The sequence below is a fragment of the Collimonas sp. OK412 genome (assembly GCF_900112135.1).
GTDB lineage: Bacteria > Pseudomonadota > Gammaproteobacteria > Burkholderiales > Burkholderiaceae_D > Collimonas > Collimonas rhizosphaerae.
Map to the genome: position 1 here is coordinate 139,202 of NZ_FOLC01000001.1, position 25,526 is coordinate 164,727.

The window sequence follows — 25,526 nt, forward strand, 5'->3', positions numbered from 1 at the left end:
GGCCCGGTAATTAATCTTGTATGTGTTCCAGCTGCATCAGGTATAGCTGTGCGGTACGCTTGGCGGTGGCGTAGATGGCCTCGGCCGCCTGCGGATCCAGGGCCAGGGTGATCTCCACCGCGGTCAGCCAGCGCGCCAGGTGGTGTTCGTCGTTGGCGCCGTGGTATTCCAGGAAACGGAATGCCTGCGGCGGCAACGCGACCTGCTGGCGCAGCAAGGGCAGCAGCGCCGGCACGATCCGTTGTCCGGTGCCTTCGATAATGTAGATGGCGCCCAGCAGCCCGACCGGGTTGGAGGTAGAGGCCAACGCGTGCAGGTAGCTGTTGAGCGCTTCGCCGCCGGGATTGCGCTTGAGCGCTGCGAGCGGCAGTTCGCCGCCGGCGGCCTGGTAGTCCTGGTACAGGATCTGGAAATCGTTCTGCTCTTCGCCGGCATGGGTGGTGATCAACTGGCCGAGCGCGGCAAATTCGCCGTTGAGCGAGGCCACGGCTTCGCGCATCCACAAACTGCCTTCCTTCACTTGCGGGGTCCACTGCGCGGTCCAGTTGCGGTAGGCGGCGACGTCGAAACGGCCGCTGACCAGGCGATGGATCACGGGGGTGCGCCAGGCTTGCGAACGGTAGTCTTGCCACAGGCTGGCCAGGCGCGTCAGCAGAGGCTGCAACGGCAGCGGCGCGGCCTCGGGCTGATGCGGGGCGGCGATCGCCGGCATGGCGACGCTGGCGCCGGCATTGCCGCCCGCCGCCGCGGCAGGCTGCGCGGATTCAGGCGCGTTCGCATCTTCCACCTCGAACAGCATGTAGGCGGCCGTGATGCGGCCCGATTCCGGTATGAAGCAGAAAATCTTTTCGCCGGCGCGCAGGGTCTTTTCCTGCAGGAATTCCGCCAGCATGATGAAAATCGACGCCGCGCCGGTATTGCCGCGGGTAGCCAGGTTGCTGTACCAGCGTTCAGGCGGGATGGTGAGTCCTGCCTTGGCCAGCAGCTCTTCAACCACCGGCATGAATTTGGCGGAAGAGTAGTGACACAGGAAATGGTCGACCTCTTCAGACTTGATCCATCCTGCTTCCACCAGCTTGACGTACTCATGGATGCAGACATCGAACAGGTGCGGCAGCAGGCGGATGTCCTGGCGCAGCGACAATGCGCCGGCGGCTTCAGCTTCGCCGGAAGAGGCAAAGTCCAGGAACGATTTGCTGCGGTCTTCCGTCAGGCCGAGCTGCATGCAGACCGGATAATCGCCGGAAAAGCTTTTCTGGTGCACCCACTTGAGCTTGATGCGCAAGCCGTTGCGCGGCTGCGGCTGGCGGCTGAACAGCATCGCGCCGGCGCCGTCGGACAGCATCCAGCGCAAGAAATGGGCGTCGAAATCGCTCTGGTAGCCGCGCGGCGCAAAGCGGCTGCGCTTGAACATGCGCGACGGCATTTCGGCGGCCACCGCCAGCGCCCGCTGGTGCGTGCCGAGTTCTATCGCCTGCGCGGCGAATTCTATGGCGCTGACGCCGGCCGCGCACACGCCCTGGCTGGACAGGGTTTGCATGGGCGGCGCTCCCAGTTCGCCCTGGATCATGTTGGCAAATCCTGGCATCAGGGCATCGCCGCCGGATGATCCCACGCTCAGCAAGGAAACCTGGTCCAGCGCGGTGTCGGTCTGCCGCAGGCAGTCGCGGATGGCGCCGGCCGCCAGCTGGGCGTGGCTCTGCTCCGTATTGCCATCGGCGTCGATGGCGTAGTGCCGCGTCCGTATGCCGTTCTCGGCCAGGATGCGCTGCTTGATGCGGCCCGAGATGCGGTTGATCGGAGCGATATAGCGATCCATGTCGTCGTTGCCGACGGGCGCGCCCGGCAGGTGGAATCCTGCGGCGGCGAGATACACGCGATTGAACTCAGTTGGCATTCTTCTTCCCTGGCTGCATAAGGCTGCGGCTGGCACGGTGCGGCCACAGCAGACTCAAAATGAAAGTACGGAACATGTAAGGCAGTAACGGTCCTGCATTCAGTTGCGGATGCACCAGGTGGCGGTAGCGCTGGTGCAGGGCGGGCAATTGCGTCCAGTGCGCACGCGGATGGCGATGGTGCGCCGTATGCAGGCCGATATTGAACAGCAGCGGATTGACCGGGCCCTCGAAATTGCGGGCGAAGTCGGTCGGGGAATGGCCGTCCGTATGGGCATGCTGCAGGTAATTGGTGGCCAGCAGCCAATGCAAGCCATGCAGCTGCGGCAGCAGCACCAGCAGCAGGAATTTGTGCCAGTCGAGCCAGGCCAGCAGCATCCACAGCAAGGCCACCGCGAGGTATTGGCGCAGGAAATAGCGGGATACGCCGGCGTGGCGACGGCGCATGCGCAGCAGCCAGCGCCATATCAGGGGATACAGGACAAGTGCCGCCTGCACCGGGTGCAGCAGGTAACCGAGCAGATGGTTGGTGTCGCCGCCGAAACGATAGGTGCGCGCTACATCCAGCGGGCCGTGGCGGTAGCGGTGATGGTTGCCGTTGTGCGCCGGATAGAATACGAAAGTGGGGTGCCCTTGCAGCAGCGTGATCCAGAAATCGGTGAGGCGGTTGAGTTGGCGCCCGTTCCAGATGCGCAAATGGGCGTGGTTGTGGTGGATCACGCCTGTGCCCAAGGTCAGGAACAGCAGCAAGCCGTATAGCAGCGCGTTCAGCAGCGACAGTTCCGGATGGCGCCAAAGATAGGCGGCCAGCAGCGGCAGGGCAATCAGATACGCCAGGCTTTGCCAGTCGCGGCGGTTACGCAGCATTCTGCTTCTCGTCCGGTTTCGCGCCGCGGGCAATCCTGGTTTCCGCCGCATCGGGCGCCAGTTCGGTGGCAAACAGCCGGTCCATGAACGGGAACATGAAGCCGTAATTGCCGCGGTAGCAGGCGTGGTGCAAATGATGGCGGCGGGCGCCGTTGAGCCACCAGCGGTCGCGGTCGGCGTCAGGCAGGTAATCGTAGTTGGAATGGCCGATGTTGTTGAACACGATGCTGAACACCGGCACGAAGGCCAGCGAATAGATGCTGAAATCGTGCAGCAGCATGGGCAGCAGCAGTACATTGCCCAGCATCATGGCTTCCAGCGGCGTGAAGCTGTAGCAAGTCCATGGCGTGGTGACGACGGAACGGTGATGCGGCAGGTGGAAACGCTTCAGCCACGACACATGCAGCAGCCTGTGGCTGAGGTAAAAATGCACTTCATTCCACACCACCATGAACAGGATTTCCAGCGCGATCTGCCAGCCCGGCGCTTGCACGGCCAGCCGGGCCCAGCCGAGCTGCAGCAAGCCCCAGGGGAACACCATGCCGGTGCCGAACAAGAATATGGTGACGGCGGATTCGCCCAGTTCGCGCCGCAGCTGCTGCGGCGCCAGCGGCCGCGGATCGAGCACCCGGCCATAACCGAAGGCGGGCAGGATGCGGCGGCTGAGCAGCCAGTTGAGGCCGCCGAAAACAAAATACAGGCAGGCAAAAAATACGATGCCGACGCCCATGATGGTGTACCACTGACAGGTCAGGATGAAGTCGCGCATGAGAATGGATAGCAGGCTTTAGGAGCCGGTTCTTTTGATGATTGTCGCGAACGCATGTTGTCTCGACGCAACCCTGAATTTTGCGATGATAGCATGTTGCTAACGATACGCAGAGGGTGCGGGAACAATAAATATCACGGTCGGCCCGCTGACCGGGCAAGGCCGGAATCAGTCCAAAAGCGGCGCAACCGGCCTGGTCTTACATGTCGACCGGCTCGGGCCTGGCTTCCAGTTGCTGCAGCGATGCGATCAGGTCGACAAAGCGCTGGCCCTGGACCGTGACGTGCTGGCGCAGCAGGTCGGCCGCCAGCTCGCTGTCGCCGGCGATGATGGCTTGCACCACGCCGTCGTGCTCCTGGTAGGACACTTTCAAGCGGTCGCGCACCCGCAGTTGCAGCCGCCGGTAAGGCCGCAGCCGGCGCTGCAGCGATTGCGCCTGGGCTGCCAGGAAGGCGTTATGGCTGCCTTCGTAGATGGCGCCGTGGAACGCTTCGTTCATGTAGAAATAGGTGTCGGGATCCTGGGCGTCGCGCGCTTCCATGCATGCCTGGTGCGCCGCCAGCAGGCTGGCCTGTTCGTCGCCGGACATGCGGCGCGCCGCCAGGCGTCCGCACATCGCCTCCAGTTCCGCCATCACTTCAAACATTTCCACCAGCTGGCGCGGGCCGATTTCGGCGACCACCGTGCCGCGCCGCGGCCGCGTCACCACGATGCCCATCGAGGCCAGCTGGATCAATGCCTCTCGCACCGGCGTGCGGGACACGCCGAACTTGATTGCCAGGTCGGTTTCATCAAGATGCTGGCCTGGACGAAACTCGCCAACCGCGATCATCTCTTCGATGGTTTCGCGCAGCGATTCCGAGCGATTTTTTGTCGTGAGCATAATTGGGCCGTTTCTGGGAATATATGTATCCGAGATTTGATTGTAAGGCGTATTTATTCGTTGACATAAAAATGTTTTATGGAATACTGTGTATACAAGGAAATGAAAAAAGAATACATAGCATCTATCTTCAGCAATAACCGCATGAAAAGTAGCTAAAACTGTATCGATGGTTTTTCCAACAGAGGGAGGGGATATGTCTTTAATCAGCAGGAGGACGGTGCTGGGCGCGCTCGCGAGCACACCGTTCTGGTCGATGTCGTCAGTCTGGGCGCAATCGGGCGCCTTGAAAATTTCCCACCAGTTCCCCGGCGGCACCATCAGCGAAGGCGACTTCCGCGACCGCCTGACCCGCATGTTCGCCGCTGAAGTCGGCAAGCGCACCAACGGCAGCCTGAAATTTGAAATCTATCCCGGTTCTTCGTTGATGAAGACCAATTCCCAATTCTCTGCATTGCGCAAAGGCGCCCTGGATTTTTCCCTGGTGCCGCTCAACTACGCCGGCGGCGAAGTGCCGGAAGTGAATATCGGCTTGATGCCTGGCCTGGTGACTTCGTATGAACAAGGCGCGGCCTGGAAGAATTCGGAAGTCGGCAAGGAACTGTCGCGCATCCTGCTGGAAAAGGGCGTCATCATCGTCAGCTGGATCTGGCAAGCCGGCGGCGTCGCATCGCGCGGCAAGCCGATCGTCGATCCTGCCGACGCCAAGGGCCTGAAGGTGCGCGGCGGTTCGCGCGAGATGGACCTGATCCTGAAAGAAGCCGGCGCCGCCGTGGTGACCCTGCCTTCCAATGAAATCTATGCGGCAATGCAGACCGGCGCCATGGATGCTGCGATGACGTCGTCGACTTCGCTGATTTCCTTCCGCCTGGAAGAAGTCTCCAAGAGCCTGACCAGCGGCCGCGACAAAGCCTATTGGTACATGCTGGAGCCGTTGATGATTTCCAAGGCGACTTTCGATCGCCTGACCAAGGAACAGCAGGCGGCGGTGATGGCGGTCGGCGCCGAGATGGAACAGTTCGCCACCAGCGCGGCGCGGCTCGACGATTCCGGCGTCGCCGCGGTATACCAGCGGGCTGGCGCCAAGGTAGTCGACTTGAATGCGGCCACGGTCAAGAAGTGGCAAGACATTGCGCGCAACACGGCGTGGAAGGACTACGCCGCCAGGAACGACAATTGCGCCAAGCTGCTGAAACTGGCTGAGAAACTCCTATGAGCCACGGCTTCGATACGAAGCCGAATGCCGGACCCGCCTTGCCTGCCATCCCGGACAATCCGGTGGTGGCGGTCTTGGCCGGGGTCCTGGAACGCTTCCATAAACTCGCCCTGTATCTTTCCATGGCGGCGCTGACGCTGACCTCGCTGATCATGACGTATTCGGTGGTGGCGCGCTATTTCTTCCATGTCCCCACCGACTGGCAGGACGACGCCACGGTGTTCATGCTGGTCGGCGTGATCTTCCTGTGCGCGGGTTATGCCCAGTCGTACCGCGGCCATATCGGCATCGAAGCCTTGTCCTCGATACTGCCGGCCGGCGTCAATGCGGTGCGCCTGCTGCTGGTCGACCTGGTCTCTTTCCTGTTCTGTGCTTTCTTCTCCTGGAAATCGTGGGCGCTGTTCCATGAAGCCTGGTCGGAAGGCCAGACTACCTCGTCCACTTTTGCGCCGCCATTGTGGATTCCCTATTCGCTGATGGCGCTTGGCATGACGGCGCTCACCTTGCAGCTGCTGGTGCAAGTGCTGGCGCGCCTGACCGACCGCCCCACATCCGTTAACACTGTCACGGGAGAGTAATGAGTCCGCTTGCCTTAGGTGCCTTGTATGGCATCGTCACGATTGTCGTGATGTGTTCCGGCATGCCGATAGCGTTTGCGCTCGGTGTGGTCGCGACCAGTTTCATGTATTTCTTCATGCCCGCGTCGTCGCTCGATACGGTCACGCAAAACGTCTATGAGGAAATCGCCTCGGTCACCTTGCTGTCGATTCCGCTGTTCATCCTGAAAGGGGCTGCGATCGGAAAATCGCCCGCCGGGCGCGACCTGTATTCGGCGATCCATGCCTGGCTGAGCAAGGTGCCGGGCGGCCTCGGCATCGCCAACGTGTTTGCCTGCGCCTTGTTCGCGGCGATGGCCGGTTCTTCGCCTGCGACCTGCTCGGCGATCGGTTCCGCCGGCATCCCGGAAATGCGCCGCCGCGGGTATTCGCCCGGCTTCGCGGCCGGCATCATCGCCGCCGGCGGCACGCTGGGCATCCTGCTGCCGCCTTCCATCACCATGATCTTGTACGCAGTGGCGTCGGAACAATCACTGGGCCGGCTGTTCCTGGCCGGCGTCGGTCCCGGCGTATTGCTGGTGATCCTGTTTGCGGGTTATGCCGTGTACCGGGCGCGCAAGGAGTATCGCCTTGCGCACCAGATCTATAGCGAAGGCGGCGCCAAGTCGGCCTACCTGGACGACGAGCATTTCACTTTCGCCCAGAAGGTCGAGATGCTGCCGCGCGTGCTGCCGTTCCTGATCTTGCTGATCGGCGTCATGATTGCCTTGTACGGCGGCTTCGCCACGCCGTCCGAAACCGCCGGCCTGGGCGCCTTGCTGGCGATCGTGCTGATCGCGGTGGTATACCGCATGTGGCGCCCGCGCGACCTGATGCCGTTCCTGAATTCGACCATCAAGGAATCCTGCATGCTGCTGCTGATCATCGGCATGTCCTTGCTGTATTCGTACGTCATGAGCTACCTCCACATCAGCCAGTCGGCGGCGCAATGGGTAGTCGCGCTGCATCTGTCGAAATGGCTGCTGCTGGCGGTGATCCTGCTGATGGTGATCGTGCTTGGCTTCTTCCTGCCGCCGGTATCCATCATCCTGATGACCGCGCCCATCATCTTGCCGCCGCTGCGCGAAGCAGGCTTCGACCTGATCTGGTTCGGCGTGGTGATGACGGTGGTGATGGAAATGGGGCTGATCCATCCGCCGGTAGGCTTGAACCTGTTTGTCATCAAGAACATCGCGCCCGACATTCCGCTATCGGATGTGATCAAGGGCACGCTGCCGTTCCTGCTGCTGATGTTCCTGGCGATCATCCTGCTGTGCCTGTTTCCAGGCATCGTCACCGGCTTGCCTGATTTGCTGATGGGAGCCCGATAATGGAAAGCCGGCGCTGGGACTTGCGGAACACCAATCGCGAACAGCGCCTGCAGCGCGCCGCCGGCATCCTTGGCAGCGCCTGCAAAGGCAAGGTGGTGGACGCGGGACGGATTGCCGACCTGCTGTACAGCGTGCTGGAATCCGGCGACCGCGTTTGCCTGGAAGGCAACAACCAGAAGCAGGCCGATTTCCTGGCCAAGGCGCTGGCCAGGCTCGATCCTGCCCGTGTCAGCGGCTTGCACATGCTGCTGTCGGTGCTGGCCTTGCCCGAGCACCTGGACGTATTTGAAAGCGGCGTCGCCGAGCGCCTGGATTTTTCATTTTCCGGACCGCAGTCGGTGCGCCTGGCGCGGCTGGTGGCGGCCGGCAAGCTCAATATCGGCGCCATCCATACTTACCTGGAATTGTTCGGCCGCTACTTTGTCGACCTCACGCCGCGGGTGGCGCTGGTGGCGGCGCAGGCGGCGGACCGCCACGGCAACCTCTACACCGGGCCGAATACCGAAGACACGCCGGCGATTGTCGAAGCTACCGCTTTCAGCGGCGGCATCGTGATCGCCCAGGTCAACGAGATAGTCGATACGCTGCCGCGCGTCGACATCCCGGCCGACTGGGTAGGTTTTGTGGTGCAGGCGCCGACGCCGCACTACATCGAACCGCTGTTTACCCGCGACCCGGCGCAGATTTCCGAAATCCAGGTCTTGATGGCGATGATGGCGATCAAGGGCATCTACGCAGAATATGAAGTGCAGCGCCTGAACCACGGCATCGGCTTCGACACCGCGGCCATCGAACTGATCCTGCCGACCTACGCCGCTTCGCTGGGCCTGAAAGGCAAGATCTGCCGGCACTGGGCGCTCAATCCGCATCCGGCGCTGATCCCGGCGATCGAAGCAGGTTTTGTCGAATCGATCCATTCCTTCGGCTCCGAACTCGGCATGGAAGACTACATCCGGGCCCGCCCGGATGTGTTTTTCGTCGGCGGCGACGGCTCCATGCGCAGCAACCGCGCCTTCAGCCAGGTGGCTGGCCACTATGCCTGCGACATGTTCATCGGCTCCACCCTGCAGATCGATTTGCAGGGCAATTCATCGACCGCGACCGCCGGCCGCATCGCCGGTTTCGGCGGCGCGCCCAACATGGGCGCCGATGCGCGCGGACGGCGCCACGCCAGCCCGGCCTGGCTGAAAGCCGGGCGCCAGGCGCGCGACGGCAAGAACCTGATCCCGCGCGGGCAAAAGCTGGTGGTGCAGATCGTTGAAACGTTCCGCGAGCACATGCAGCCGGCCTTCGTCGAACGCCTGGACGCCTGGGAACTGGCGGAACAGGCCGACATGGCGATTCCGCCGGTGATGATCTACGGCGAAGACGTCAGCCATATCCTGACCGAAGAAGGGCTGGCCAACCTGCTGCTGTGCCGTACCGACGAGGAACGCGAGCAGGCGGTGCGCGGCGTCGCCGGCTACACGCCGGTCGGCTTGGGGCGCGACAAGCGCATGGTGGAGAACCTGCGCGACCGCGGCATCATCCAGCGGCCCGAGGATCTCGGCATCGACAAGCGGCTGGCCACGCGCGACCTGCTGGCGGCGAAAAGCATGAAAGACCTGGTGCGGGCTTCAGGCGGTTTGTACGATCCGCCGAAACGCTTCAGAAACTGGTAGCAGCGGTTAGAAGGGCAAGGAGCAGTTGATGGAAACCTTGAATTTTCGTTTTGAACATGGCCAGCGCCGTTTGCCGCCGCTGGCCCAGCTGTCCGGCGTGGTCAGCTCGGGCAACCTGGAAGTACTGGTCGAAACGGCGGCGCTGAACGGCGCCTGCACGATTGAAATCAAGACTGCCGCGCGCGGTTTCGGCGCCATCTGGGAAGCCGTGCTGGGCGATTTCCAGCAGCGCTGGCAGCTGGCCGACGCCCATATCGCCATCAACGACATGGGCGCCACGCCGGCGGTAGTCAGCCTGCGCCTGGACCAGGCATTGCAAGCCATGACCGGGAGCGCGCCATGAACAGTTACCTGGAAGCGAATGCCCGCGAACGCCTGGCCGCGGTGCTGGACGCCGGCAGCTTTTACGAATTCCTGCCGCCGGCGCTGAAGATTGTCAGCCCGCACCTGGCGCAGCTGGATGCGCCGGTATCGTTTGACGACGGCGTGGCGATCGGCCAGGGACGGCTGTTCGGCGAAACCGTATTCGTGGCCGCGCAAGAGGGCGGTTTCATGGGCGGCGCGGTGGGCGAGGTGCACGGCGCCAAGCTCACCGGCCTGCTGCTGCGCGCGGTGCGCGAGCGGCCGTTTGCGGTGGTGCTGTTGCTGGAAAGCGGCGGCGTGCGCTTGCATGAAGCCAATGCCGGCCTGATCGCGGTATCGGAAGTGATGCGCGCCTTGCTTGAGGTGCGCGCCGCCGGCATTCCCGTGATCGTGCTGGTCGGCGGCTCCAACGGCTGTTTCGGCGGCATGGGCATCGTCGCCCGCTGCGCCAATGCGATCGCGATGTCGGAAGAAGGCCGGCTGGCGATGTCGGGGCCGGAAGTGATTGAAACCGCCAACGGTGTCGAAGAATTCGATTCGCGCGACCGGGCGCTGGTATGGCGCACCACCGGCGGCAAGCATCGCTACCTGCTGGGCGATTGCCAGGTGCTGGTGGCCGACGACGGCGCCGCGTTCCGCCAGGCTGCCTTCGGCTTGGCGCAGGAGTGCCATGCCGACGCCGGCGGCATCGGCTTGACGCTGGCGGCGCTGGAGGCAGAGCAGCAGCTGCTGCAAGACCGAATCGACAGTTTTGGCGACGCGACCGACCCGCTCGATATCTGGACCCGGATCGGCGTCGCCGACGCTGCCGGGCTGCCGATGCTGGAAGCCGACGCATTTGTCGCCGCCACCGCCAAGCTGCGGCTGGGAGCGTGAGGATGAGCATGGACTGGAAAACCCTGGCAGCGACCTTGTTCCCGGACGGCCATACGGTGGTCGAACAAGATGATTTTCTGACTGGCACGGCGCAGCTTGACGGCGACGCCGTGACGGTGATCGGCACCACTGGCCACGCGGCGATCGGCGTCGAAATCGCGCTGCTGCAGGCGCAGGCGATCCTGGCCACGGTGCGCCAGCATCCGCAGCGTTCCATCGTCATCCTGATCGATACCCAGGGCCAGCGCCTGCGGCATCGCGATGAAATGCTCGGCATCAACAGCTACATGGCGCATCTGGCCAAGTGCATCGACCTGGCGCGGCGCCGCCGGCACAAGATAGTCGGCCTGGTATACGACCAGGCCTTGTCCGGCGGTTTCATCACCAGCGGCCTGATGGCTGACGGCTGCTATGCCTTGCCGGAAGCAACCATCCGCGTCATGGGGCTGGCGGCGATGGCGCGCATTACCAAGGTGCCGGAGGCGAGGCTGACGGAGCTGGCCAAGAGCAATCCGGTATTTGCGCCGGGAGCCGTCAATTACCTGCAGATGGGCGGCGTCGAAGCCATCTGGCAGGCCGACCTGGCGCAGCAGCTGGTACAAGCGTTGCACCAATCAAGCCCGCAAGACCGACGCAGCGCAGCCGGCCTGCAGCGCGGCGGCCGCAGCCTGGCCTGGACCGTAACGCAGGCAGTGATCGATCATGCCGGCCCGCCATAGCCTGGTCTGGCTGAGCGCCGACGGCTGGCAGCGCGCAGCGCAGGCGGCGCCGGCGGATTATCGGGCCGTGCTGGCGCGCTGGCAGTCGCGCGACTGGCCGGCCGTCCTGCGCCGCCGCCAGCCGGATACCCCGGAAGATCAATTGTGCCTGGGCCTGGCGCTGCCGCCCGACGCCAATGGCGACAAGGGCAGGATCCCGTTCCAGGCGCAGTTTGGCGATGTCGGGCGGATTACCGATCCGCTGGCATTGCGGGCCGCCTTGCCGCATGCGCCGCCAGCCTGGAGCCGGGCGCTGCATGCTTTTGCCGGCGATTGCCTGCACAGCGGCATCGCGATGCGCATCTATGGTTCGTGGGCCTGGCAGATACTGACCCAGCAGAATTACCTGACCCGGACTTCCGACATCGACCTGCTGTTTACGCCGGGCAGCACGGAAGAATTCAGGCGCGGCATCGCCTTGCTGGCGCAGTACGCGGCGCGCTTGCCGCTGGACGGCGAAGTGGTTTTTGCGGACGGCCAGGCAGTCGCCTGGAAAGAATGCTGGCAGGCGCTGCAGGCCGGCAACGGACAGCAGGTGCTGGTCAAGACGCGCAGCGCGGTCAGGCTGGCGCCGATGGCTGACCTGGTGTCGACGCTGGAAAATGCATGATGCTGAGCAGCCGCACCGCCGAGACGCGCCTGCCTGCATCGCCGCAGTTGCGCCGCCAGGATGGCGCGCAGGAGCAAGGCGCACGCCAGCAGCGCATGTTTTGCCTGGCGGCCGGGCGGCTGGCCTTGCGCAGCCTGTACCGCGAATTGCAGCTGTATCCCAAGCCGGGCCTGGTGTCGCTGCTGGACAGCGGCAGCCACGACGACATGGACGCCGCTACCTTCATGCGCAGCCTGTTCGCGCTGCGCCACTATTTCATCCGGATTACCCAAGCCGGCATGGCCGGCAAGGAGTTCGCGGCGCTCAAGCAATTGGGCCTGGAGGCCGAACAAGCCATGTTGCGCGCCACCGGCGGCGTCAATACCCACCGCGGCGCGATCTTTTGCCTCGGCCTGCTGTGCGCCGCCGCCGGCTATTGCCATGGCCGGCGCATGCCGTTGTCGGCGGCTGCGGTCCGCGCCACGCTGCTGATACAGTGGGGCGACGCCCTGGGCCGCCACATGCATGAGCGGACCGGCGTTTCGCACGGCCGCCAGGTGGCCCAACAATACGCGGTAAGCGGCGCCAGCGAAGAAGCCGCGCTGGGATTCCCGTCGCTGTTCGAGATCGCCTTGCCGCGCTTCCTGCAAACGCTGGGCGCCGCGCGCGGCTACGACGCCGCTGCCGTTGACACCTTATTTACGCTGATGGCGGGCATCAGCGACACCAACCTCTATCATCGGGGCGGCCTGGCCGGCGCCGCCAAGGTCAAAAGCAGCGCCCGCCAGTTCCTGGATGCAGGCGGCTGTGCAACAGACGACTGGCGCGAACGCGCAATTAGTTGCCATAAGGTATTTATTCAGGATAAGCTGTCGCCTGGTGGCGCAGCCGATTTATTGGCGGCGACTTATTTTCTGCATGGACTTAGCTACTTGCGGTGATGGCGAGATAGCCGATCGGCCCTGCTGCTATTGCCTTTATACGCACATCAATTAATCCGTCATCATTTCTGGAGTACAAATGAAGAAGTTGTCTTTGGCTGTCAGCATCAGCCTGTTTGGCTTGTTTGGTATTGGTAGCGCTAACGCAGAACCGGGCGTCACCTCGAATACCATCGTCATCGGCCAGTCGGCCGGCTTTACCGGCACCGCCGCCGAAGAAGTCAAGCAGGCGACCGCGGGCGCGCAGCTGTATTTCGATATCGTCAACAAGCAAGGCGGTGTGTTCGGCCGCAAGATCGTGCTGGAATCGCTGGACGATGGTTTCGAGCCGAAGCGCACGGTTGAAAACACCCGCAAGCTGCTCAATGAAAAGAATGCCTTTGCCCTGTTCCTGTATCGCGGCACGCCCACTACCGAATCGATCCTGGGCGCCATCAACGACGCCAAAGTGCCTTTGATCGCGCCGGTCAGCGGCGCCACCTCGCTGCATGAGCCTATGCAGCGCTACCTGTTCAATGTACGCTCTAAATATCGCGATGAAGTAGGGACGGCCATCGAACAATTGTCGGGCATGGGCTTGCAACGTTACGCGGTGCTGGTATCCAACGATTCGTTCGGCAACGACGCCTTGGAAGGCTTGAAGCAGGCGATCAAGAAATACAAGCTGCCGGAACCGGTGATCGCCAATTACGAACGCAATACGGTGGCGGTGGAAGGCGCGGTGAAAAAGATTTTCGACGCCAAGCCGCAAGCCGTGCTGCTGATTTGCACCGCCAAGCCATGCGCCGCTTTCATCAAGGAATATCGCCTGGCCGGCGGCCAGCAGCAGTTGATTGCGCTGTCGAATGTCAGTTCGCAAGTGTTCCTGCAAGGCTTGGGCAAGGATGCGCGCGGCCTCGGCATGACCCAGGTGTTTCCGAATCCGAGAAGTTCGAGCACGCAGATTTCCAAGGAATTCATGACCGCGCTCAAGACCCGCAGCGAATTGTCCGATTCCTATCCGACGCTGGAAGGATTCATTTCCGCCAAGGTACTGGTGGAAGGACTGCGCCGCGCCGGCAACAAGCCGACCCGCGAAAGCCTGGTGAGCAGTCTGGAAAGCATGGGCGGCTACGACCTCGGCGGCATGTTGCTTAAATACGGCCCTGGCAGCCGCGACGGCCTCAGCTTCATTGAACTGACGGTGATCGGCAAGGATGGTTACGTACTGCGCTAGGCAAGTTCGGCAAGTCAAGCCGGGTGCGGGCCGGACATGAGCCTGCGCCTGGCGATCCTGTGTCCAGGCCAGGGCGGGCAGCATGCCGGCATGTTCGACTTGCCGCGCACCGATCCGGCCACTGCAGCGGCGCTGCAGCAATGGCTGCCGGAAGCTGCGCCGGGAATGCCGCTGGAGCAGGTGCTGGCTGACGACGCGCTGTTGTTTTCAAACCGGCTGGCGCAGCCCCTGATCGTGGCGGCGACGGCCGCGGCCTGGTCGGCGTTGCTACCCTTGCTGCCGGCGCCGGCGCTGGTGGCCGGATACAGCATAGGCGAGCTCACGGCGTATCATGTCGCCGGCGCGATTTCGGCGCCGCAGGCGATCCGGCTGGCGGCATCGCGCGCGCAGCTGATGGATGCCTGCCTGCAGGCAGCAGCGCCGCAAGTCTTGTGCGCGGTGAGCGGGCTGGCTGTCCGCACGCTGAACGCCATGCTGGCGCCAAGGAATTTATATCTCGCGATTGAAACAGACGCCGACAGCTGCATCGTCGGCGGCCTGGCCCGTGACATGGATCTTGCGGCAAGCGAGATTGAACGCCTGGGTGGAAAAATCCGCCTGCTGCCGGTGACGGTGGCTTCCCATACCCCTTTGATGGACGGCGCGGTCGAGCCGTTTTTGCAGCAGCTGCGCCAGCGGTTTCCCACCGACCCGCAAGTGCCGGTGTTGTCGGGATTAAGCGGGCAGGCGGTGGTGAAAAAAGAACAGGCGGTTAGCGTGCTCTCCCGGCAGCTGGCGCAGACCATACGCTGGAGCGATTGCATGGACGCCTGCGCCGAACAGGGCATCACGGCGGCGCTGGAGCTGGGGCCGGGGGCTGCGCTATCGCGCATGCTGCAAGCCAGGCATCCGCAGATTGCCTGCCGCTCGATAAGCGAGTTCCGCTCGCTGCGCGGCGTAGCCGGCTGGCTGCAGCGCTTGTGACGCGGGTTGCCGTCAGATTTTCTCGGCTTCCGGCATCAGCCGCAAGATGCTTCTCTCGTAAGCCAGCTAGCCGGCCTGGGCCAGCTCGACCAGGGGCGCGGCGGCGATAGCCGATGAACCGATTGTTCATGCTAAATTAGCGCACCGCTACCACATCGACCTGAAGGATTTTAATGCGCCGACTGCTGATCGTCCTGTTCTACCTGCCGTTCCTGGCGCATGCCGCTGCGGACCCTGCGCTTGCCGGCGTGTGGCGCGGCAAGCTGGGCAATGCAGAGATTGCCGCCTGCTTCAACAAGGCTGACGGCGGCGAAGCGAGCGGCAGCTATTATTACGCGCGCTACAAGAAACCGATCCAGCTGAAAATGGAAGCAGGGCAGGCAGGCTGGAAAGAAGGCGACGGCACCGGCGCATGGACGCTGGAGCCACCCGCAGGCGATAAATTGCTGGGCAGCTGGCGCAATCCGAAAGGCGGCAAGCCGCAAGCGCTGGCGTTGACGCGTGTCAGCTGGAACGGCGAGGGAAATGCTTGCGGCAGCGACGCCTATAACCTGGAGCTGGAAGTTTTCCCGGCGCTGCAGGTTGGCAAGGTGCAGGAATTCGAGGGCAAGAAATACCGCAGCCTGCGGATTGCAGATGTCGTCACGCTTGAATTGCTGGAGCCAGGCGACCGGCTGGCCGGCCTCAACCGGACGCTGCGCGCCGAGCTGCCCGGCAAGCCCGAAGACATCGCCGATTATTTTGCCACGCGCCGCCGGTTTCTCGGCGACATGGGCCTGGCGGCAGAAGATGAAACGCGGACTGAACCGGTGTTCTGGTCAGCGCGCTGGATCACCATCAATTTTTACCGCTGGGCCGCGGGATACGGCCGCAACGGCATCACGCTCGACTACCGTACCTGGGACCTGCAGAGCGGCGAGGAGGTCAACCTGTGGCAGTGGTTCATCGCCAAAGCGCCGGGCGACCGCAATGCCAATCCCTTGCCGGACAAACTGAAAAAAGTCCTGTTCAAGGGCCTGAAGCTGGAGAAGGAATGCCGGGACGGCTACAAAGGCGAAGGAGATTATCGCGTGTCGCTCAAGAACGACGGCGTGCAATTCTGGGAAGAGGCTTACGGCACCGGTTGCGAGCAAGACTTCCTGGTCCCTTATGCACAACTCGGCCCGTACCTGACGCCGCAAGGAAAGGCAGCCTTGCGCGACAAGCTGGGCCGCTGATCACGCATGTCCTGCCTGGGGCGCTGTGCTCGTTCCAGGCAGTGAGCGCATCAGGATCTCCACCGCATGCTCGCGCTGGTCATCTGCCAAAGCAATCGCGCTATCTTCCTGCGCCACGCCGTCTACCTTGAAATGCGCGACGGCGTCCTCGGCAGCGGTCTGCGTTACCACTATCCTGTACATGGTGTCTCGGTATCGATAATCCATGCTATAGGTATCCCAGTCGTGCGGCAGGCATGGGGCGACGTGCAGCTTGCCGCCTTCCAGCCTCAAGCCCAGCAGCGATTCCACGATCAGGCGGTACATCCACCCGGCCGACCCGGTGTACCAGGTCCAGCCGCCGCGGCCGACGTGCGGCGCTCCGGCGTAGACGTCGGCCGCCACCACATAGGGCTCGACCTTGTAGATGGCGATCTTTTCAGCAGTCTTGCCGTGGTTGAGCGGATTGATCATGCGCATCAGTTCCCACGCGCGCTGCCGGTCGCCCAGCTTGGCGAACGCCATCACGGTCCAGATGGCGGCGTGCGTATACTGCCCGCCATTCTCGCGCACGCCGGGAACATAGCCGCGGATATAACCCGGGTCCTGGTCGGATTTGTCGAACGGCGGATCCAGCAGCTGGATGATGCCGTCTTTGCGCCGTACCAGGCGCTGGTCGACTGCCTGCATCGCGGCCTGCACCCGTTGCGGATCGCCGGCGCCGGACAGTACCGCCCAGCTTTGCGAAATCGAATCGATCTGGCATTCGACATTCTGGGCGGAGCCCAGCGGCGTGCCGTCGTCGAAATAAGCGCGCCGATACCAGCCGCCGTCCCAGCCGTTCTTGGCGATGTTTTCCTGCAGCCGGCCGGCTTCGGCATGGCAACGGTCGGCGAATGCCTGATCCTGCTGGCCGAGCGCGACCTCGGCAAAACCGGCCAGCACGTCGTACAGGAAAAAGCTGAGCCAGACGCTTTCGCCTTTGCCTTTGTCGCCGACCTTGTCCATGCCGTCGTTCCAGTCGCATGATCCCATCAGCGACAAGCCATGCACGCCGAATCTCAAGCCCCTCTCGATGGCGCGCACGCAATGCTGGTACAAGGTTGCGACCTGGCTCGAATGGCCTGGCAGGTCGTAGTAGGAATCCTCCTCCGGATTGACCGCGCGGCCTTCCAGGAAATGTACGCTCTCGTCCAGCACGCTGCGGTCGCCGGTGCTGCTGACGTAACGATGGACTGCCAGCGGCAGCCACAGGAAGTCGTCGGAGCAATGGGTGCGCACGCCGCGGTCGCTGGGCGGGTGCCACCAGTGCTGGACGTCGCCTTCGATGAACTGGTGGGCGGCGCACAGCAGCAGATGGGCGCGCAGCAGCTGTGGCTGGCAGTGCACCAGCGCCATGGCGTCCTGCAGCTGGTCGCGGAAGCCGAAGGCGCCGCCGGACTGGTAGTAACCGCTGCGCGCCCACAGGCGGCAAGCGATGACCTGGTACATCAGCCAGCCGTTGGCGAGCAGGTTCAGCTCGCGGTCCGGCGTTTTTACCTGGACTGCTCCCAGCGTATGTTCCCAGAATGCATGTACCGCCTGCAGCGCTTCATGCGCCGCAGCGCCGCCGCGATAGCGTTGCACCAGGCTGCTGGCATTGGTCTGGCGGGTATCGGCCATGCCAAGGATGAAGACGATTTCGCGCTGCTGGCCCTGGTTCAGTTCGAACTGCACCTGGATTGCGGCGCATGGATCGAAACCGGCGCCGACCTTGCCGGACAGGCGCAGCCGTTCCATTGCCGCGGGTTTTTGCAGCGATCCGTTGCGGCCTATGAATTCATTGCGGTCGCCGCTGACGCTGCGGTTGCTGGCGTCGACATCGAAGAACGCGGCGCGCTCGGTGAATTCGGTATTGTAGGGATTGCGTGCAAACAAGGCGCCGGTGGCCGGATCGGTTTCAGTGACGATGTGCATGGACGATTTAGGGCGCAGGTCGCCCAGCACCCATTCGACGTAGCCGGTGGCGGAAAGCTTGCGCATGGCGTCGGACTCGTTGCGTACCCGCAGTACCGAATACTTGACCGAGGCATCGACCGCGACATAGACGGTCAGTTCGGAAACAATACCGTCCTCGATATGTTCGAACACGCTGTAGCCGAAACCGTGCCGGGTCACGTAGTCGCCGCTGCCGCGGCGGGGCAGCGGCGTGGGGGACCAGTAATGTCCGCTTTCTTCGTCGCGCAGGTAGAACACTTCGCCGCCGCCATCGCTGACTGGATCGTTGGCCCACGGCGTGAGCCGGAATTCATGGGCGTTTTCGCCCCAGCTGTAAGCTTGTCCGCTTTCCGAAATCACGCTGCCGAATTCCGGGTTGGCGATGATGTTGACCCAGGGCGCCGGCGTCAGCCGGGTGCTGGAAGTGGTGATGACATACTCGCGGCCGTCAGCCGTGAAGCCGCCGATGCCGTTCGCCAGGTCCAGTTCGCGCCGCGGCAGCCGGATTTCCGGCGGCATTGCGGGCAGCGTTTGTTTCAGCGCCGGTATCAGGCGCGGCAGCCGGATTTCCATCAGGTCGCGGCGGTTGATCTGCTCGGCCAGCGTGCCGCGGCTGTCGCTCAGGATGACCCGCGCCACCGACTGGAACAAGACCCGGTCTTCATCCGAGATCTGGTCGACCAGGCGCACAAAAATGCCACCCGGGCGATCGATTTCATGGGCGCCGGTAACCGATGAAATCAGCCCCAATATCTGCTCTTGCAGCAATTGCCGGTAACCGGCGTGGTCTTCGTTCCAGATCACCAGGTCGACCGCCAGTCCTTTCGAACGCCAGTAAGCATGGGCCTGCACCAGCTGCCGCACCAGTTCGATGTTGTCCTGGCTCTTGAGGCGCACCAGCACGATGGGCAAGTCGCCGGAAATGGCGTAGCCCCACAAGCCGGACTGTCCGCGATGGTTGCGGATCAGGATGCTGGCGTCGGCGCGCAGCAGCGGATTGACATAGATCACCGAATTCGCCAGCCGGCTGTAAAGCTGGGCATCGGCTTCGCTGGCGTTGAGCTGGCGCAGCACGACCTGGCTGTGCGGCCAGGACAATTCGACGACCCGGTCCGCCAGGTGGCGATCCTGGTATTTTTCGATCAGGCCGAGGCAGATGTCGCGCGAATCGCCGATGCCGGTCACCATGTCGATGGTGGCTGTCTGTTCCGCTTCCAGCGTGATCTGGTAACGGATGGCGACAATCGGATCAAGCACCGGGCCGGCGTTGCCAGCCAGCGGGCCTTGCCGGCGCATCGCTTGCGGCGCAGCCACGGTATTGCCGCGGCCGATGAACTGCATGCGGTCGGTTTCGTAAGATACGGCGTCGATGTCGGCGCCGTGCAGCGCCATCAAGTGGAACATCCACGGCATCTTTTCATGCATGGAACGCGGCCGGCGCGTGCACAGGATAGCGCGCTGGGCCGCCACGATTTCAGTCTGAACGAACAGGTTGCTGAAGGCCGGATGGGTGGCGTCGGCGGCGGCCGGCGCCAGCACCACTTCGGCGTAGCTGGTGATATCGATGGTGCGGCGCGAGCGCGAGCGGTTGACGATGCGGGTCCGGCGCAATTCGATATCGTCTTCCTGCGACACCACGATTTCGGTGTGCATGTCGAAACTGTTGTCGCGCCGGCGGAATTCGGCGCGGCCTTCGGAGAAGATCACTTCGTAGCTGTCCGGCTGCGCCAGCGTCGGCTGGAAAGCGGTCGACCAGAAATAGCCGGGTTCGCCGCCGTTCAGTTCGCGCACATAGCAGAAGGCGCCCCAGTTGTCGCGCGTGCTGTCTTCCTGCCAGCGAGTCACGGCGAGATCGTTCCAGCGGCTGCGGCTGCCGCCGGCGCTGGTGATCATCACATGATAACGGCCGTTCGACAGCAGCTGTACTTCCGGCGTACGCGGATCTGGACGTTGCAACACCCGCATCTGCATGCCCTGGTCAGCCGCGGCGGTGCGGATGTCGGCCAGTTCGGTGGTGTTGGAATAGGTTGCGCTGGCTTTCGGCACGCGCTCGTGCAGCAGCGACATGGTGGCCTGGAACAGCGGGTCCGATTCGAAGCGTTTTTGCATGGGCCGGTCCAGCAGCAGGTAAGCCAGCGACAGGAAACCCATGCCCTGGTGATGCGCCATGAAAGAGCGGATGACCACGCTGGCTTGTCCGCGCGGCAGGCGCGACGGCGTGTAGTCGATCGCTTCGAAGAAGCCGTATTCGCCCTCGAAACCTTCGGCCGACAGCTGCTGCAGGTTGCGGCATGCTTCTTCCGGCGCCACCATCAGCGCCATCATCGATGCGTAGGGAGCGATCACCAGGTCGTCGCCGAGCCCGCGTTTGAAACCCAGGCCCGGCACGCCGAATGCGCGGTACTGGTAGTTGAGGCTGGCGTCGAAAGTATGGTAGCCCGATTCCGAAATGCCCCATGGCACGCCGCGCTGCATGCCGTATTCGATTTGCCGCCTTACCGCCGACTGGTAAGTCTGGCCGAGCAGGGTGTTTTCAAAATTCGGCATGACCAGCAAGGGCATCAGGTATTCGAACATCGATCCGCTCCACGACAGCAGGATCGGGTCGCCGCCGGCGATGGTGAGCTGGCGTCCCAGCGCGAACCAGCTTTCCTGCGGCAGCTGGCCCTGGGCGATGCCGACGAAGGTGGCGAGCCTTGCTTCGGATGCCAGCAAGTCGTAGAAGCTGACGTCGCGCCGGCGCTCGCTGACGTTATAGCCGATGGCCAGCAGATGGGTGGCGGGATCGTACAGGAAACCGTATTCCATGCGGGCGAACTCGCCGGCCTGGGTCACCAGCTGCTCGATCAGCAGCGTGCGTTCGGCGGCGTGCCGGCTGCCCTCCGCCACCAGCTGGCCGAGGGGGGGCGGGACCTGGTCCTGGCGCGGATCGTCGTCGCCGGCAACGGCCGGTTCCAGCAGCGGCGCCAGGTCGGCATGGATCCGCGCCAGCTGGCGCAGGGTCGGAATCCGGTCGAGCTGCGGAAATGCGGTGATCCATGTCGCCGGCGCCAGCGAGGATATCCACGGCGCCAGGATAACCAGTTCGTTCAGGGCTTCGCGGCACTGGCTGGCCAGCGCTCGTGCCCAGACATTGAGCTGGGTGTCGGGAACGGTGTCGAGGCCGGCCACAAAGCCGGCGGCGCAATGGCTAAGGCCCTGCAGGCAATCGTGCGCCACGGTCAAGGTGGCTGGCGCCGATTCGCAGGCGTCCTGCAAGTCTTTCTCGAATTGGACCAGTTTGACCAGTGGTCCGCCGCCGGCGGTGGCGCGCAGGATTTCATAGGTGTCGCGGATGCCCGAGAATATCTTGGGGTTGAATATCGGCGCATCGAGCAGCCCGTTCAAGCCTGGCCGCAGGGTCATCAGATGGCCGGCAAGGTTGCCGCTGTCGACGGTCGAGACGTAAATCGGCTGCAGCGGCTTCAGGTATTGGGTGTCGTACCAATTATAGAAATGGCCCTGGTAACGTTCCAGCGAAGCCAGGGTCTGGAAAGTGTTTTGAGTGCGTTCCAGCAGCTGGCCCGAAGGGATGTAGCCGAAATCATAGGCGCTCAGGTTGGCCAGCAGCGACAAGCCGATGTTGGTGGGAGAAGTGCGGCGCGCCACCACGGCGACCGGGTGTTCCTGCACATTGTCGAGCGGCAGCCAGTTGTCCTCGGGGCCGACATAGGTTTCAAAAAACAGCCACATCTTGCGCGACAGCGATTTCAGGAACCGGGTCTGCTCGCCCGACAGCTGCACCGCGCGGCGCGCAATCGGCTGGCTGATCCAGCAGGCGACGAGGGGCGACAGCCACCACAGCAGCAGGACGGCGCCCGCCGCCTGCAGGGCGGACGGATTCCTTGCCAGCAGCCAGATTGCTGTCGCCAGCGCAATCGCCGGCGCGATCCACATCGACCGGTAGTAGGACAGCAAGCTGTTGCTGGCCAGGCGGCCGGCCTCGCTGGAAGGCTGCCATTCCAGCAGCTTGCGGTGCGAGACCAGGATCCGCCATTGCGTGCGGATGATGGCGTCGAGGTTGAGCGCGGCTTCATACGGCAGGAAAACCAGGGTCAGCGTGGCATGGGCGAAATGCTGCAGGGTTGCATGCAGCGATGCCGAAAGGTGTTGCCGCAGCAGCACATCGTCCGGCTTGCGCAGCAGGCTCAGGATGCTGGCGCAGAGCGAGGGAATCAGCACGATGCCGAGCGCGGCGCCGGTCCAGAACCAGGCTGAAGGCAGGCCAATCCAGCCGGCCAGCAGCAAGGCCGTCAGCGCGAACGGGACGATGCTGCGGCGCAGGTTGTCGAACAGCTTCCAGCGCGACAGGGCGGACAGCGGATTGCGGTGATGGCCGATCTTGCCGCTGGCGGCATCGCGTGCGCCCGGCACCCGCGGCAGCAGCCAGGACGCGATCTGCCAGTCGCCGCGTATCCAGCGGTGGCGGCGGCCGGCGTCGGCGCTATAGCGCGACGGATATTGTTCGTACAGCTGGACGTCGCTGAGCAGGCCGGCGCGTGCGTAGCAGCCTTCCAGCAGGTCGTGGCTGAGCACGCGGTTTTCCGGCATGCGGTCCTTCAAGGTCTGTTCGAAGGCGTCGACATCGTAGATGCCTTTGCCGACGAAAGAGCCTTCGCCGAAGATGTCCTGGTAGACGTCGGACACGGCGCGGGTGTAAGGATCGATGCCGGTTTCTCCGCCGCACAGCAGTTCATAGCGGGAGGCGCCGGCGCTGGGCAGGCTGACCGCTATGCGCGGCTGCAGGATGCCGTAGCCTTCCACCACGCGCTGGCGGCTGGCGTCGTACAGCGCGCGGTTCAGCGGATGCGCCATGGTGGCCACGAACTGGCGGGCGGCGTCGCGCGGCAGTTCGGTATCGGTGTCGAGCGTGATCACGTACCTGACATTGCGGAGGCCTCCGGTATCGCCGACGATCAGCGAGAAAGTGCCGGCGCCGGCGCCGCGCAGGAAAGCATTGAGGTCGGCCAGCTTGCCGCGCTTGCGTTCGTAGCCCATCCAGGTTTTTTCCTGCGGGTTCCAGCGGCGCGGACGGTGCAGCAGCAGGAAGTTGTCGCCGTGGTCCTGGCGGTATTTCTTGTTCAGTTCCTGGATATTGTGTTCGATATGCTGCAGCAGGACGTCGTCCCCGGGCAGGACTTCTGTATCGGCGTCGGCGAAATCTGTCAGCAGGCAAAAGCGCAGGTTGGGATCGCGGTTGGCGAGAAAGCGCACCTCCAGGGCTTCCGTCAGGCTGTCGATGTTCTGCCTGTTCGACAGTATCGTGGGCACCGCCACCAGAGCCCGCGATGTGGCCGGAACGCCATCCGAAAAATCCATGCGCGGCAGCGGGTGCGGCAGGGCGACCAGCGTAACCAGCCAGTTGACCATGGCTTGCGCCAGCTGGCTGCTGGCGACCAGCGCCAGCACCGCGACCAGGGCCAGCAGCCATTGGCTGGCGCCGCCGGCATAGGCCTTGAAGGCGATGCCGGCGCTGACGGCCAGGGTGATCAGCAATATGCTGGCCAGGTAGGTGCTCAGGGGCGCGGCCTTGCCTGCGCGGCGCAGCGCTTCCAGTTTCGGCAGCTTGAACGCTACTGCCCGTTCCAGCTGCGGCAGGCCCTGGCCGATCAGGTAGTAGCCGACATGGGCGCTGCGCTGGTCGGCGCCGTTTTGCGGCGCTTGCGTGCCGGCGAGGCGGATTGCATGTTCGGCTATTTCAAATTCCGGCAAGCTGCTGTGCCGGGCGATTCTTTCTATCACGTGCCGATAGTGGTCGCGGGTAGAGAAATCCATGCGGGCATAGACGTCGGCCGGATCCTTGCGCAAGGCATGCTCGACCACGCTCATGGTTTCGACGAATTCGCGCCAGTCCATGGCGCTCAGGAAGCGCAGGCTGCCGATGCTGTTGCTGATCGATACCTGGTCGGCAGCCTGCTGCTGCGTCTCCAGCTGGACCAGCTGCTCGATGGCCTGGCCGGATTCCGCCAGGCGCTGCGATAGCCAGGTCATGGGCAGCGTCAGGGCCGGACTTTGCCCTTGCAGGCGACGCACCAGTTCGGCCACGAATGAACTATCCATGGGCGGATCGGAGCGCGCCATGTCGGCTACCAGCAAGATCAGGTTGCTGGGGTCGTTTTCGGCGCTTTCCACCATGGCGTCGGCCCAGGAATCGGCCAGGTTGCGGTTGAAGCTGGTGAGCGCCAGGCGGGCGGCGACGCGGCGCAGGTTTTCGATCAGCGCCAGGCGCAGCATGATCGGAATCGCCCACAGTTCGCCCAGTTTCAGGGGCGTGACTTGCTGGTAGGCGGCGACAAAGCGGCTCAGGCTTTCGGGATCGACGCGGCCGTCGCCATGGGAAATGGTTTCCAGCGCGATGTCATAGACCCGCGGCCGGCCGGCCGAGCTGCCGCGCAGCAGGCGCGGCAATTCCCTGCTGTAGTTCTTCGGCAGGTGGCGCTTGGCGGTGCGGATCTGTTCTTCGATCAGGTAGAAATTGTCGAGCAGCCATTCCGCCGCCGGCGTCACCTGGCGTCCGGCCCGGATTGCCTCGGTCAGCAGGCTGCAGGCATCGATGATGACATTTTCATTGTCGGCCAGGCGCGACAGCAGCTGGTCGCGCCCGCGTGCGCTGCTGAGCTTGTGGGCGTTGGCCAGCACCCGGCCATGCTGTTCCATCTGCAAGGCGCTGAACAGTTCCGCGCGCAGCGGCAACTCGTCGCTCGCCGGACCATTGCGCAGGCTGCCAGGCAGCAGGGCGTTTTTGATGTCGAGCAAATTGTCGCGTAGCGCTTTGCGCAGGGATTCGTTATCTGATTTCAATTCTGACGTTTCTATTTATGCAATGAATCAGGAAGGAACCGGATCGCATGGCGTGGAAGGGTCAGAGATCTGATTCTGGCCCGGCCGGACCTCCTTGCTGGGAGAGGCGGCAGGGGACGGTAGAGATTGAGGCAGCAAGGGTGCAGACTGATACTCCGCGGACTGATTTCCTGCGGACCTCCTGCGTGATGCAGCTTGATAGAAGCTTGATACAAGCTCAATACAAGCTCAATACAAGCTCAATACAAGCTCAATACAAGCTCAATACAAGCTCAATACAGCTTAACAGTTTCCCCGGATAATTTTTGAATATCAATCTGCTACTGGCCTGGCCGCCGCGGATGAGGCTGCGGGACCGGATCAGGCTACGTGAAGCGGCGGATAAATTCTGTGCGCTGCCGCACATAATGGAAATCGGGAGCGCCTTGGCCATTGTGCGCCGGCCGCCAGCTATTTGCCGGTTACGTGTGCTGGCGCACAGATTCGCCGGCCGGATCGGCTTATCGTCCAGACAGGTCCTGGCTGCATAACCGCAAGACCCGCGACCAAGTGCACGCGACGAATATGGTGCTTCCCGTAAATGGAGACT

General features: G+C 63.3%; 17 protein-coding genes. 12 read left to right on the forward strand and 5 right to left on the reverse strand.

Annotation, left to right across the window (positions count from 1 at the left end; all coding sequences use genetic code 11):
• Positions 1–10: 10 nt before the first annotated feature.
• From BM062_RS00605 to BM062_RS00620, 4 genes are all read right to left on the reverse strand, one after another.
• Entirely contained in the window at positions 11–1,897 is a 1,887-nt protein-coding gene (locus tag BM062_RS00605) for a StlD/DarB family beta-ketosynthase (protein WP_092392042.1), read from the reverse strand.
• Complete coding sequence (locus BM062_RS00610; protein WP_254784844.1) at positions 1,887–2,762, reverse strand: fatty acid desaturase; 876 nt, start codon at positions 2,760–2,762, stop codon at positions 1,887–1,889. Before BM062_RS00610 ends, BM062_RS00605 begins: the two co-directional genes overlap by 11 nt.
• The gene (locus tag BM062_RS00615) at positions 2,752–3,531 is read right to left on the reverse strand and encodes a sterol desaturase family protein (protein WP_254784845.1); all 780 of its coding nucleotides are present in this window, start codon (positions 3,529–3,531) and stop codon (positions 2,752–2,754) included. Before BM062_RS00615 ends, BM062_RS00610 begins: the two co-directional genes overlap by 11 nt.
• 199 nt (positions 3,532–3,730) lie before the next feature.
• The gene (locus BM062_RS00620) at positions 3,731–4,414 is read right to left on the reverse strand and encodes a GntR family transcriptional regulator (protein WP_092392046.1); all 684 of its coding nucleotides are present in this window, start codon (positions 4,412–4,414) and stop codon (positions 3,731–3,733) included.
• A gap of 196 nt (positions 4,415–4,610) precedes the next feature.
• On the opposite strand from BM062_RS00620, the gene dctP reads away from it, so the two are divergent.
• From dctP to BM062_RS00680, 12 genes are all read left to right on the forward strand, one after another.
• Positions 4,611–5,630: a TRAP transporter substrate-binding protein DctP gene (gene dctP / locus BM062_RS00625; RefSeq protein ID WP_092392048.1), complete on the forward strand. Its 1,020-nt coding sequence runs from the start codon at positions 4,611–4,613 to the stop codon at positions 5,628–5,630.
• Entirely contained in the window at positions 5,627–6,208 is a 582-nt protein-coding gene (locus BM062_RS00630; RefSeq protein ID WP_092392050.1) for a TRAP transporter small permease, read from the forward strand. The genes dctP and BM062_RS00630 overlap by 4 nt, the downstream gene beginning before the upstream one ends.
• Positions 6,208–7,557: a TRAP transporter large permease gene (locus tag BM062_RS00635; RefSeq protein WP_092392052.1), complete on the forward strand. Its 1,350-nt coding sequence runs from the start codon at positions 6,208–6,210 to the stop codon at positions 7,555–7,557. Before BM062_RS00630 ends, BM062_RS00635 begins: the two co-directional genes overlap by 1 nt.
• The gene (gene mdcA / locus BM062_RS00640) at positions 7,557–9,218 is read left to right on the forward strand and encodes a malonate decarboxylase subunit alpha (RefSeq protein WP_092392054.1); all 1,662 of its coding nucleotides are present in this window, start codon (positions 7,557–7,559) and stop codon (positions 9,216–9,218) included. Before BM062_RS00635 ends, mdcA begins: the two co-directional genes overlap by 1 nt.
• Positions 9,219–9,246: 28 nt before the next feature.
• Entirely contained in the window at positions 9,247–9,561 is a 315-nt protein-coding gene (gene mdcC, locus BM062_RS00645; protein WP_092392056.1) for a malonate decarboxylase acyl carrier protein, read from the forward strand.
• On the forward strand, positions 9,558–10,457 hold the full coding sequence (locus tag BM062_RS00650) for a biotin-independent malonate decarboxylase subunit beta (RefSeq protein WP_092392057.1): 900 nt from the start codon (positions 9,558–9,560) through the stop codon (positions 10,455–10,457). The genes mdcC and BM062_RS00650 overlap by 4 nt, the downstream gene beginning before the upstream one ends.
• 8 nt (positions 10,458–10,465) lie before the next feature.
• On the forward strand, positions 10,466–11,176 hold the full coding sequence (gene mdcE, locus BM062_RS00655) for a biotin-independent malonate decarboxylase subunit gamma (RefSeq protein WP_092392692.1): 711 nt from the start codon (positions 10,466–10,468) through the stop codon (positions 11,174–11,176).
• Entirely contained in the window at positions 11,160–11,825 is a 666-nt protein-coding gene (mdcG, locus tag BM062_RS00660) for a malonate decarboxylase holo-[acyl-carrier-protein] synthase (protein ID WP_092392059.1), read from the forward strand. Before mdcE ends, mdcG begins: the two co-directional genes overlap by 17 nt.
• Positions 11,822–12,745, forward strand: a complete 924-nt coding sequence (gene mdcB / locus BM062_RS00665; RefSeq protein ID WP_092392061.1) for a triphosphoribosyl-dephospho-CoA synthase MdcB — start codon at positions 11,822–11,824, stop codon at positions 12,743–12,745. Before mdcG ends, mdcB begins: the two co-directional genes overlap by 4 nt.
• Positions 12,746–12,824: 79 nt before the next feature.
• On the forward strand, positions 12,825–13,961 hold the full coding sequence (locus BM062_RS00670; protein ID WP_092392063.1) for an ABC transporter substrate-binding protein: 1,137 nt from the start codon (positions 12,825–12,827) through the stop codon (positions 13,959–13,961).
• 36 nt (positions 13,962–13,997) lie between these two features.
• On the forward strand, positions 13,998–14,924 hold the full coding sequence (locus BM062_RS00675; protein ID WP_092392064.1) for an ACP S-malonyltransferase: 927 nt from the start codon (positions 13,998–14,000) through the stop codon (positions 14,922–14,924).
• 173 nt (positions 14,925–15,097) lie between these two features.
• Entirely contained in the window at positions 15,098–16,141 is a 1,044-nt protein-coding gene (locus BM062_RS00680; protein ID WP_092392066.1) for a hypothetical protein, read from the forward strand.
• Here BM062_RS00680 and BM062_RS00685 read toward each other — a convergent pair whose 3' ends face one another.
• Positions 16,142–24,937, reverse strand: a complete 8,796-nt coding sequence (locus tag BM062_RS00685; RefSeq protein ID WP_092392068.1) for a glycoside hydrolase family 94 protein — start codon at positions 24,935–24,937, stop codon at positions 16,142–16,144. It abuts the gene before it with no gap.
• Between the last annotated feature and the right edge of the window lie 589 nt (positions 24,938–25,526).